13 protein-coding genes and 1 pseudogene are annotated in these 11,287 nt (G+C 63.4%); 11 read left to right on the plus strand and 3 right to left on the minus strand.

Going from position 1 to position 11,287, the window contains the following annotated elements; all coding sequences use genetic code 11:
* Window positions 1–120: 120 nt before the first annotated feature.
* From HU811_RS19295 to HU811_RS19305, 3 genes are read right to left on the minus strand one after another with little or no spacing between them, the layout of a single operon-like run.
* Window positions 121–378, minus strand: coding sequence for a cytochrome C oxidase subunit IV family protein (locus HU811_RS19295; protein WP_186657535.1), 258 nt, complete (start codon window positions 376–378; stop codon window positions 121–123).
* 12 nt (window positions 379–390) lie between these two features.
* Window positions 391–978, minus strand: coding sequence for a cytochrome c oxidase subunit 3 family protein (locus tag HU811_RS19300; protein WP_186657536.1), 588 nt, complete (start codon window positions 976–978; stop codon window positions 391–393).
* Window positions 962–1,765: a CbbQ/NirQ/NorQ/GpvN family protein gene (locus tag HU811_RS19305; protein WP_186657538.1), complete on the minus strand. Its 804-nt coding sequence runs from the start codon at window positions 1,763–1,765 to the stop codon at window positions 962–964. The genes HU811_RS19300 and HU811_RS19305 overlap by 17 nt, the downstream gene beginning before the upstream one ends.
* Before the next feature lie 198 nt (window positions 1,766–1,963).
* Between HU811_RS19305 and nirS the strand changes: the two genes are divergently transcribed.
* From nirS to HU811_RS19360, 11 genes and pseudogenes are all read left to right on the plus strand, one after another.
* Window positions 1,964–3,643 (plus strand): nitrite reductase, encoded by a 1,680-nt coding sequence (gene nirS / locus HU811_RS19310; protein WP_186657539.1) that lies wholly within the window; start codon window positions 1,964–1,966, stop codon window positions 3,641–3,643.
* 24 nt (window positions 3,644–3,667) lie between these two features.
* Window positions 3,668–3,979 (plus strand): c-type cytochrome, encoded by a 312-nt coding sequence (locus HU811_RS19315; RefSeq protein ID WP_047225832.1) that lies wholly within the window; start codon window positions 3,668–3,670, stop codon window positions 3,977–3,979.
* 186 nt (window positions 3,980–4,165) lie between these two features.
* Window positions 4,166–4,495 carry a c-type cytochrome gene (locus tag HU811_RS19320; protein WP_186657541.1) on the plus strand — a complete coding sequence of 110 codons (330 nt, stop codon included), beginning with the start codon at window positions 4,166–4,168 and terminating at the stop codon, window positions 4,493–4,495.
* Window positions 4,492–5,670: a cytochrome D1 domain-containing protein gene (locus HU811_RS19325; protein ID WP_186657543.1), complete on the plus strand. Its 1,179-nt coding sequence runs from the start codon at window positions 4,492–4,494 to the stop codon at window positions 5,668–5,670. The genes HU811_RS19320 and HU811_RS19325 overlap by 4 nt, the downstream gene beginning before the upstream one ends.
* Before the next feature lie 2 nt (window positions 5,671–5,672).
* Window positions 5,673–6,131 (plus strand): Lrp/AsnC family transcriptional regulator, encoded by a 459-nt coding sequence (locus HU811_RS19330; RefSeq protein WP_092398464.1) that lies wholly within the window; start codon window positions 5,673–5,675, stop codon window positions 6,129–6,131.
* A complete protein-coding gene (gene ahbB / locus HU811_RS19335; protein WP_186657545.1) occupies window positions 6,128–6,640 on the plus strand; it encodes a siroheme decarboxylase subunit beta in 513 nt (170 codons plus the stop codon). Before HU811_RS19330 ends, ahbB (HU811_RS19335) begins: the two co-directional genes overlap by 4 nt.
* Window positions 6,633–7,076: an AsnC family transcriptional regulator gene (locus HU811_RS19340; protein WP_186657546.1), complete on the plus strand. Its 444-nt coding sequence runs from the start codon at window positions 6,633–6,635 to the stop codon at window positions 7,074–7,076. The genes ahbB (HU811_RS19335) and HU811_RS19340 overlap by 8 nt, the downstream gene beginning before the upstream one ends.
* Window positions 7,051–7,575 (plus strand): annotated as a pseudogene (gene ahbB, locus HU811_RS19345) (siroheme decarboxylase subunit beta); the annotation flags it as partial. The gene HU811_RS19340 and the pseudogene ahbB (HU811_RS19345), both read left to right, overlap by 26 nt.
* Window positions 7,576–7,676: 101 nt before the next feature.
* Window positions 7,677–8,873, plus strand: coding sequence for a heme d1 biosynthesis radical SAM protein NirJ (gene nirJ / locus HU811_RS19350; protein ID WP_186657548.1), 1,197 nt, complete (start codon window positions 7,677–7,679; stop codon window positions 8,871–8,873).
* A gap of 37 nt (window positions 8,874–8,910) precedes the next feature.
* Window positions 8,911–9,741: a uroporphyrinogen-III C-methyltransferase gene (gene cobA / locus HU811_RS19355; RefSeq protein ID WP_092398474.1), complete on the plus strand. Its 831-nt coding sequence runs from the start codon at window positions 8,911–8,913 to the stop codon at window positions 9,739–9,741.
* A complete protein-coding gene (locus HU811_RS19360; RefSeq protein ID WP_186657550.1) occupies window positions 9,738–11,231 on the plus strand; it encodes a nitrite reductase in 1,494 nt (497 codons plus the stop codon). Before cobA ends, HU811_RS19360 begins: the two co-directional genes overlap by 4 nt.
* The last annotated feature ends 56 nt before the right edge of the window (window positions 11,232–11,287 follow it).

Here is an 11,287-nt window from a genome sequence, read left to right on the forward strand (position 1 = left end):
TGCTCCCGCTGGGTCGCGAAGCGGCCCCAAAATTGACAGGCACGGAATCTCAGGTAGAAAAAGGTTGTTGCGTAAGGGGCTGCTGCGCAGCCCAGCGGGAGCAAGCTCCCTCGCCACAGGTTATGTACCTGACAGGAGGGTCGAGGCAATCAGTACCGCCAACAGCACCGCCCAACTCAACACCAACCAGCGCCACAAGCGCGGCGCATGGCGCAGTTCCATGAAGCCGTCGGCGATCAACCAGGCCTTGGTCACCGCAACCGCCAGGATGGCGACGGACACCAGCCCGGTGGCAGCGACCTGGCCCAGGGCAACGGTGCCGATGCTCAACACGGCCAGTGTCATCCAGCAAATGATCAAGACACGGGAAGCCGACATGAGCACCTCCGCTCAACCAAGAATGTAGACAACCGGAAACAGCAGCACCCAGACCAGGTCCACCATGTGCCAATACAGCACGCCGGACTCCTGCCCGCTGCACTGCTGCGAACCGTAGCGACGGCGCCGGCAGCCCTCGGCCAGCCAGCCGAGGATGACCATGCCCAGCAGCACGTGCAGGAAATGAAACGCGGTGAGAATCCAGTACAAGGTGAAAAAGGTGTTGTGCTCCAGCCCGAGGCCGTTGGCCAACAAGTGGGCGTACTCAATGAGCTTGAGCGCCACGTAGCCGCCGGCAACCAGCAAGGCCAGCCACAACAGCAGCGCCCCTTGGCGTGGCCGGTCCTGCCGGACTTGCTCCTGGGCCAAGGCTGCGAACAACCCGGCGCTCAGCAGGCTGAGGGTCATTGCCAGGCCGGTGGAGCGGTCCAGCAATTGCCGGCCTTCGCTGAACAAAGGCGGGGTCAATGCCTGGGCGACGGCGAACGCCAGGATCAGCAAGGCAAACACCGTCAGTTCGGCGAGGATGAAAAACCACATCGCCAGGTCCCCTGGCAAACGCCGGGTGGACAGCGCATCGGCTTCAGCCGAAGTGGACATCGACCACATCCATCAGCGCGGCCACGGTCTGTGGATCGTCGCTCAACGGCTCGGCCAGACAGGCCAGGCAGGCTTGGCGCGGGTCCATGCCGGATCCGATCATGCGCGCGGCGAAAATCAGCAGACGGGTGGAGGCCACCTCCTCCAGATCATGCTGATCGAGCCGGCGCAGCGCCTGCCCCAGCCGCACCACCTGGGCCGCCAGAGCCATATCCACGCCGGCCTCGCGAGCCACGATGCGCTCTTCATCGGCAATCGTCGGATAGCCAAAGCGCATCGCCACGAAACGCTGGCGGGTGCTGGGTTTCATGCCCTTGAGCAAGTTCTGGTAACCGGGGTTGTACGACACCACCAACATGAACGAAGGCGGCGCCTGAAGAACCTCGCCGGTGCGTTCCAGGTACAGCTGTCGGCGATCATCGGCCAAGGGATGCAACACCACCGCGGTGTCCTGGCGTGCCTCCACCACCTCGTCCAGATAACAGATACCGCCCTCGCGCACTGCTCGGGTCAGCGGCCCGTCTTGCCACCAGGTGCCCTGGGCGCCAATCAGGTGGCGCCCCACCAGATCGGCTGCGCTCAGGTCATCGTGGCAAGCCACGGTGTACAACGGCAATTTCAGTCGATGGGCCATGTGCTGGACAAAACGGGTCTTGCCGCAGCCCGTCGGGCCTTTGACCAGTACCGGCATGCCGTGCCGCCAGGCCTGTTCGAACAACGCCAGCTCGTTGTCCTGGGGTTGGTAAAAAGGTTCGGCCGGGTGTTCAAGGGTGTGGATAGCGTTCATGGCATGACCTGATCAGATAACACGATTGCCAGCCACGCTACGGGCCCCTGCGACAACCTGGCAAGGGCTGTGGCCGGCAAACTTGATCGCCGTCAAGCAGGTAACCACCGGCCTGGGCATAGCCTTGCAGCGCACCAAGAATCTGCGCGCCGAACGTCAACTGCAGGGCCGCGCGGGTCATGCCTGAGGAGAAATGGAATGCTGATCAGCCACAAAAAATCGTGGGTCATGGGGGTCGGGGCGCTGTGTACGGCGCTGGCTGCACTCAATGCCTTCGCCAACCCACCCGCTGCGCCGCAAGACGCCCGCATGGTCAAGACCGAAGGCGCACCGGACCTGAGCCAGGCCGACTTCGACTCGGCCAAGCAAATCTACTTCCAGCGCTGCGCCGGCTGCCACGGTGTGCTGCGCAAGGGCGCCACCGGTAAACCGCTGACACCCGACATCACCCAGGGCCGCGGCCAGGCCTATCTGGAGGCGCTGATTACCTACGGGTCAGCCGCCGGCATGCCCAACTGGGGCACCTCCAACGCCCTGACCAAAGACCAGATCACGGTAATGGCCAAGTTCATCCAGCACACCCCGCCTACCCCACCGGAATGGGGTATGGCCGAAACCCTCAAGACCTGGAAAGTGCTGGTCAAGCCTGAAGACCGGCCCACCCGGCAACTCAATTCGCTCAACCTGCAAAACCTGTTTTCAGTCACCCTGCGCGATGACGGCAAGATCGCCCTGGTCGACGGCGACAGCAAAAAGATCGTCAAGCTGATCGACACCGGTTACGCGGTGCACATTTCGCGTATCTCGGCATCGGGCCGCTACCTGCTGGTGATTGGCCGCGATGCCAAGATCGACATGATCGACTTGTGGCCCAAGGAGCCGACCAAAGTCGCGGAAATCAAAGTAGGCATCGAAGCGCGCTCGGTGGAAACCTCCAAGTTCAAGGGCTACGAAGACAAGTACACCATCGCCGGCTCCTATTGGCCGCCGCAGTTCACCATCATGGACGGCGAGACCCTGGAGCCCAAGCAGATCGTCTCGACCCGCGGCATGACCGTCGACACCCAGCAATATCACCCCGAACCCCGGGTTGCGGCGATCATCGCGTCACATGAATGGCCGGAGTTCATCGTCAACGTCAAGGAAACCGGCAAGGTGATGCTGGTCAACTACCAGGACATCAAGAACCTCACCATCACCAGCATCGACGCCGCACCGTTCCTGCATGACGGCGGCTGGGACAGCAGCCATCGCTACTTCATGACGGCGGCGAACAACTCCAACCAGGTTGCGGTCATCGACTCCAAGGAACGCAAGCTCACCGCCCTGGTGGATGTCGGTAAAACCCCGCACCCGGGACGCGGCGCCAACTTCACCCATCCGCTTTACGGCCCGGTCTGGGCCACCAGCCATCTGGGCGATGCCGGCGTCTCGCTGATCGGCACCGACCCAGTCAAGCATCCGCAATATGCCTGGAAACAGGTGGCCTCACTTCAGGGCCAGGGTGGCGGTTCGCTGTTCATCAAGACCCACCCCAAGTCCCGTCACCTGTACGTCGACACCACCCTCAGCCCCGACACCAAGCTCAGCCAATCGGTGGCGGTGTTCGACATCGACAAACTCGACGCCGGCTACACCGTGCTGCCGATTGCCGAGTACGCCGGTATCAAGAAGGGGGCGATGCGCGTGGTGCAACCGGAATACAACAAGGCCGGCGATGAAGTCTGGTTCTCGGTCTGGAGCGGCCAGGAAGACGAGTCGGCGCTGGTGGTGATCGATGACAAGACCCTCAAGCTCAAGAGCGTGATCAAGGACAAACGCCTGATCACCCCCACCGGAAAATTCAACGTCTACAACACTCAACACGACATCTATTGAGCCCCATCAATAAGAGGAAAAACCATGAAGCCTATTCTGCTTGCCCTGACCTTGAGTGCCGCCTTCAGCCTGCAACCGGCGCTGGCCCAGGACGGCCCGACGCTGTTCAAGAGCAAACCCTGTGGCGCCTGCCACTCCATTGACACCAAGTTGGTAGGACCGGCGCTCAAGGAGGTGGCGGCAAAGAATGCCGGCGTCGCCGGAGCACAAGAACTGTTGGCCAAGCACATCAAGGAAGGCACTCAAGGAAACTGGGGGCCGATGCCGATGCCGGCCAATCCGGTGACCGATGAAGAAGCCAAGATCCTAGCAGCGTGGGTCTTGACCCTTAAATAAACGTTTAAGGAGCACATCTCTGTGGCGAGGGGATTTATCCCCGCTGGGCTGCGAAGCAGCCCCCAGAAGAGCAGAACCTATCTGCCTGACACATCGCGATGTCAAGTTTTAGGGCTGCTTTGCAGCCCAACGGGGATAAATCCCCTCGCCACAGGGGCACGCACGACTTTAATTCAGGAGGACGTCATGGACCGACACCGCTGTGCAACCCGGATAACCACCCTCCTCTTCGTCTTCTGTACCCCGGTGCTGGCCGCTCCCGACCACCCGCGCCAGGCGCAACTGCAACACCTGCTGGTTCAGGACTGTGGCGCCTGCCATGGCCTGCACCTGACCGGTGGCCTTGGCCCACCCCTGACCCGTGAGGCCCTGGCCGGAAAATCCCGCGACAGCCTCATCGCCACCGTCACCCAAGGACGGCCCGGCAGTGCCATGCCCGGCTGGGCGCCGCTGCTCGGCCCCGACGATATTCGCTGGTTGGTGGACCGGCTCCTTCAAGGAACTCCCGCCCCATGATCCGATCTCTGCTGTCTCTCACCGCCTGCGCGCTGTTGCTCTCGGCATGTGCCCAGCCAGCGCTGCGCGGCACCGGCGACCTGGGCGTGGTGGTGGAGCGTACCACCGGCAGCCTGCAAATCATCGAAAGCGACACGCGCACCGCCCTCGCCCGCGTCGAAGGGCTGGGGGATCTGTCGCATGCCTCGGTGGTGTTCTCCCGCGACCAACGTTATGCCTATGTATTTGGCCGCGATGGCGGCTTGAGCAAGGTCGACTTGCTGAGCGCACGCATCGACCGCCGCATCATTCAGGGCGGCAACAGCATCGGCGGCGCCATCAGCCAGGACGGCAAGCTGATCGCCGTCTCCAACTACGAACCCGGCGGCGTCAAGGTGTTCGACGCGCAGACACTGGAACCGGTCGCGGACATTCCGGCCACACCCCTGCCCGACGGACAAAAACGTTCGCGGGTGGTCGGCCTGGTGGACGCGCCGGGGCAGCGCTTCGTTTTCAGCCTGTTCGACACCGGCGAAATCTGGACCGCAGACTTCAGCCAAAACCAAACGCCACGCATCGAACGCTTCACCGCCATCGGCCGGCAACCCTACGACGCGCTGATAACACCGGACGGGCGTTATTACATGGCCGGGCTGTTTGGCGAGGACGGCATGGCGCAACTCGATCTCTGGCATCCCGAACACGGCGTGAAACGGGTGCTGGGGCACTATGGACGCGGCGAGGCCCGGCTCCCGGTGTACAAGATGCCCCATCTGGAAGGCTGGGCCATGGCCGGCCAACAGGCCTTTGTCCCCGCCGTCGGGCACCATCAAGTGCTGGTGATGGACGCCCGCACCTGGCAGCAGACCGGCACGATCGCCGTGGCCGGCCAGCCAGTGTTCGTCACGGCGCGACCCGATGGCCGCCAACTGTGGGTCAACTTCGCCTACCCGGACAACGACCGGGTGCAGGTCATCGATACCCAGACTCACGCCATCATCGCGGACCTGCGGCCAGGGCCTGCGGTGCTGCACATGGAATTCACCGCTCGCGGCGATCAGGTGTGGCTGTCCGCCCGCGACGGTGGCGAGGTGCAGGTCTGGGATCCGTATCGGCTCGAACGCCTGAGCAGCCTGCCGGCCCTGAGCCCCAGCGGCATCTTCTTCAGCAGCCGTGCGCACAAACCGGGGTACTGACCATGACACCAAGCCCACTCGCCCGCCGCCTGATCGATCAGTTCCAGCATGGCCTGCCGTTGTGCGCCGAACCCTATCGGGCAATGGCCGATGCCCTGGGTTGCAGCCAGGCCCAGGTGCTCGATTGCCTGCAGCACCTGCAACTGGCGGGCACCCTGTCACGGGTCGGCCCGGTATTCGAACACACCCGAGCCGGGGCCAGCACCCTCGCCGCCCTGGCAGTGCCCGTGGACCGATTGCAGCAGGTGGCGGCGCGCGTCAGCCAGTACCCGGAAGTCAATCACAACTACGCCCGTGAACACCGCTACAACCTGTGGTTCGTGCTGACCGGTCCTGATCGTGCCCACCTGGACAACATTCTCCGGGAACTGGAAAACGACACCGGCCTCACGCCGCTGGACCTGCCCATGCTGACCGCTTACCGCATCGACCTGGGCTTTGCCCTGGAGGCTACCCCATGAACCCGACCTTAAGTGACCACCAGTCACTGCAACTGCGCCGTCTACTGGAGACCGGCTTGCCCCTGACACCACGCCCGTTCCAGGCCCTGGCCGAACAGATCGACGCCAGCGAACAGCAGATTCTTGACCAGATGCAAGACTGGCATGAACAAGGCCTGTTCCGCCGCGTCGGCCTGGTGGTCAACCACCGCGCCTTGGGCTTTGCCGCCAACGCCATGCTGGTGCTGGACGTGCCGGATGCCTTGGTCGACGAAGTCGGTCGCCGCCTCGGTCAGGCGCCCGGCATCAGCCTTTGCTATCAACGACCACGACGCTTGCCCCAGTGGCAATACAACCTGTTCTGCATGATCCACGGTCGTCAGCGCGATCGTGTTGAGGCCCAGGTCCAGGCACTGCTGGAGGCGCACTTGCTGAGTGATCTACCGCACCAGTTGCTGTTCAGCACCCACCTGTTCAAGCAGTGTGGCGGGCGCTACGCCACGCCGGCCGGAGTGGCGATTGATGGATGACCTGGACCGACGCCTGATCAATCGCCTGCAATTGGGTTTGCCGCTGGTACGTCATCCCTGGCAGGCATTGGCCGAAGAACTGGAGAGCAGCAGTAGCGAACTGCTCGACCGCCTGCACGAGTTGCTCAACGACGGCGTACTCACCCGCTTCGGCCCGATGTTCGACATCGACCGCCTGGGCGGTGCCTTCACCCTGGCGGCTCTGGCGGTGCCCGAACCGCGTTTCGAGACCATCGCCGAGTTGCTCGCGGCCATGCCCGAAGTGGCCCACAACTACCGCCGCGAGCACAGCTGGAACATGTGGTTCGTGCTTGCCTGCCCCAGCGAACAGGCGATCAGCGACACCTTGTTGCGTATCGAACGCCTGACCGGCCTGGAGCCGCTGAACCTGCCCAAGGAGGAGACCTACCATGTCGGCCTGTATTTCCCAGTCTGAGCCGTTGCCGCAAACGCTACCTCGCCTGGAGGAAACGCCTCTGGCCCTGCGGCTGGTGGAACTGACCCAGGACGGCCTGCCCTTGCTCGAAGATCCCTGGGCCTGGCTGGCCGAGCAACTGGGGCTGAGCGTGAAATCGACCCTCGACCTGCTCAAGCGTTTACAGGCCGAAGGGGCAATCCGCCGCATCGCCGCGGTGCCCAATCACTATCGCCTGGGTTATCGCCACAACGGCATGACTGTCTGGGATGTATGTGACGCCGACGTGCCGCGCCTGGGCGCGCTGCTGGGTGCGCAGCCTTTTGTCAGCCATTGCTACCGCCGCCCGCGCCGGGCCGGTTGGCGCTACAACCTGTTTGCCATGGTCCATGGCCGCAGTCGCGAGGAAATCGACAGCTACCGTGAGCACTTGCGCTATCTGCTGGGTGACGCCTGTAGCGCTGACGACATGCTGGTGAGTAGCCGCATCCTGAAAAAAACCGGCTTGCGCCTGTCACCTGTGGGAGCAAAGCTCGCTCGCGAAACAGCCGCCTCGGTTTCTGAGGAACTGCATCGGCTTCATTGCGGACAAGCCTTGCTCCCACAACGAAGGAGCGACTTATGTTGAGGATCAGCCACTACCTGCGCGCCCTGGCTGGCCAATGCCCCGCGCCGCGTGTGGCGCCACCGGGCAGCACACGGCCGCCGGTGGTGATCTGGAACCTGCTCAGGCGCTGCAATCTGACCTGCAAACACTGCTACGCCACCTCGGCCGACAGCGTATTTCGCGATGAGCTGGACACGACGGCGGCACTCAAGGTCATCGACGACCTGCATGACGCGGGCGTACGGGTATTGATCCTGTCCGGCGGCGAACCGTTGCTGCGCGAGGACCTGTTCCAGCTCAGCGCCTATGCCCGGGGCAAGGGCTTTTTCCTCGCCCTGTCCACCAACGGCACGTTGATCGACCCGAGCAACATTGGGCAGATCGAGGCGGCGAACTTCGACTATGTGGGCATCAGCATCGATGGCTTGGAAGCGACCCACGACGCCTTCCGCCAGCTCAAGGGCAGTTTTGCCCGTTCCATGGCGGCCATCGGCTTGTGTCGCGAACGAGGGATCCGGGTCGGGTTGCGCACCACCCTGACCCAGCAGAACCACGTCCAGTTACCACGACTGCTGGATCTGATGACTGAATACGACGTGCAGAAATTCTACCTGTCGCACCTCAACTACAGCGGCCGCGGCAAGCGCAGTCGCCAGCTCGACGCCCGGCAACAGATGAGCCGCGAAGCCATGGTCCTGATCTTCGAGCGGGCCTGGGACGACGTTCTGCAGGGTCGCGAGACGGACTTCGTCAGCGGCAACAACGATGCCGATGCGGTGCTTTTGTTGCAATGGGCGGCCGGGCGCCTGCCCCATCACTACGCCGAACTGGAACGCCTGCTCAAGGCCTGGGGCGGCAATGCCTCGGGCAGCGGCATTGCCAACATCGACAACACCGGCGAGGTGCACCCTGACACCTACTGGTGGCAGCACTCGGTGGGCAATGTCCGCCAAACGCCGTTTCGCACACTCTGGCTCGAACGTCCCGACGCCCTGCTGCAAAAACTGCGCGAGCATCCGCGGAGCGTGGGAGGCCGTTGCGGACAGTGCCGTTGGCTGGCCATCTGCAACGGCAACACCCGCACACGCGCCTGGGCCGACGGTGACCTGTGGGGCCAGGACCCCGGCTGCCACCTCAGCGATGACGAAATTGGCGTGCAGGCAATCCCCAGCGCTTTGATTCCCAGCGTTGCATTGCCCTGTGCCCGATAACCCGACGGCGAACCTGATGATGAACCAAGGAAGTCCCATGCCCGCCTCTATCGTTCTGCCCGCTGCCCTGCAATCGCCCTTCAGACCGGGTGAAGTCGCCCTGGTGGGCGCCGGTCCCGGTGACCCCGGCCTGCTGACGCTGCGCGCCTGGAGCCTGTTGATGCAGGCCGACGCGGTGGTCTACGACCGCCTGATCAGCGCGCAACTGCTGGGACTGATCCCGCTGACATGCGCCCGGCATTACGTCGGCAAGGCCGCCGGTTGCCACAGCCTACCCCAGGCGCAGATCAACGAACTGCTGGCCGATCTCGCTGATCAGGGCCAGCGGGTTGTGCGGCTCAAGGGCGGCGACCCGTTCATTTTTGGTCGCGGTGCCGAAGAGCTGGAGTACTTGCTGGGGCGAGGTATCGATTGCCAGGTGGTGCCCGGTATCACCGCCGCGTCCGGTTGCAGCGCCTACGCCGGCATTCCGCTGACCCATCGTGACCTGGTCAATTCCTGCCGTTTCATCACCGGCCACTTGCAACGCGAAGGTGATTTGAGCCTGCCGTGGCAAAGCCTGGCGGATGACAGCCAGACCCTGGTGTTTTACATGGGCTTGTCGAACCTGGGCACCATTGCTGCACGGTTGATGGCGGCAGGTTTGGCCGCGGATACTCCGGCGGCGTTGATCAGCAACGGCACTCGCCCCGACCAGCAAGTGCTTCGCGGCACCCTGCAACAACTGCCGGCCATGGCACGAGATTGCGTCGAAGGTCTGCCAACATTGACGGTGATCGGCAAAGTGGTCGGCTTGTTTGCCCTGCAGCCGTTGCAGCATCCGGCGCGCGTTCATCCCCTCCCCCAGGCTTTGAAGGTGGCGCTATGAGGCGCTGCTGGGTGGCCATGCTGTGGATCGGTGCAAGCCATGGCGCCGTTACCGCCGGCGCCGACCTGGAGCAGGCCGAGCGCAATTACCAGCAGCTCTGCCAACAATGTCACGGCGTGAACCGCATCGGCGGCGCCGGGCCTGCGCTGCTGCCCCAGAGCCTGGGCCGGATCAAACCCGGCGAAATCCGCCAGGTGATCGAGAACGGCCGCCCCGCCAGTCAGATGGCGGCGTTCGGTGCGCTGCTGGAACCTGCGCAAATCGACGCCCTGGCACTGTATCTCCAGCGCCCGCCCAGCGTCGCACCAAACTGGAATGAAGCGGATATTCGCCAAAGCCATCGTGTTCTGGTGGACGTCGCCACCTTGCCCAACCAACCGCAACACCGGGCCGACCCGCTGAACCTGTTCGTGGTGGTGGAAGCCGGCGATCATCACGTCGCGGTGGTCGACGGTGATCGCTTCGAAGTGCTCGCGCGTTTCGCCTCGCACTTTGCCGTACACGGCGGACCCAAGTTTTCCCCGGACGGACGTTTTGTCTACCTGGCGTCGCGCGATGGCTGGATCAGTCTGTATGACCTGCACAACCTCAAACTGATCGCCGAAGTGCGGGCCGGACTCAATACGCGCAACCTGGCGGTGAGCAAGGACGGCCGCTGGGTGCTGGTGGGCAACTCGCTGCCTGGCAACCTGGCGGTGCTGGATGCCCGGGACTTGTCACTGGTCAAGACGATCGCGACGCTGGGCAGTGATGGCCAGGCCTCCCGGGTCAGCGCGGTCTATACCGCTGCGCCGCGCAACAGCTTCATCGTCGCACTAAAGGATGTGAACGAGGTTTGGGAACTGTCTACCGGTCCGAACCCGGACTTCGTGCCCAGGCGCATCGAGGTCCAGGATCATCTGGATGACTTTTCCTTCTCACCCGATTACCGCCAGTTGCTCGCCACCTCGCGCAAGGCCCAGGGTGGCCAGGTGATCGACCTCGACAGTGGCCAGGTGGTCACCGACATCAGCCTGCCGGGCATGCCGCATCTGGGTTCGGGCACCTATTGGCAGCGCGATGGCCGCTGGGTGTTCGCGACACCCAATATCAGTAAAGGCCTGGTGTCGGTGATCGATATCGGCACCTGGCAAGTCATCCGGCAGATCCCTACCCTCGGACCGGGTTTCTTCCTGCGCAGCCACGCCAATTCCCGCTATGCCTGGACCGACGTGTTCTTCGCTCCCGGCAACGATGCCATCCACCTGATCGACAAACAGACCCTGGAAATCGCCCATACCTTGCGCCCCATGCCCGGCAAAACCGCCGCCCACGTCGAATTTACCCATGACGGCCGTTACCTGCTGTTGAGCATCTGGGACACCGACGGCGCGCTGATCGTCTACGACAGCAACACCCTCAAGGAAGTCAAACGCCTGCCCATGAACAAGCCTTCGGGCAAATACAACGTGGGCAACAAGATCGAGTTCGCCGAAGGCACGTCTCACTGAGCGAGCGAACCTGCTCCCGCTCGGTCCTGTAGGAGCTGGCGAAGGCTCGGGCCGCG

This window comes from Pseudomonas tehranensis (assembly GCF_014268615.1).
Taxonomy (GTDB): Bacteria; Pseudomonadota; Gammaproteobacteria; order Pseudomonadales; family Pseudomonadaceae; genus Aquipseudomonas; species Aquipseudomonas tehranensis.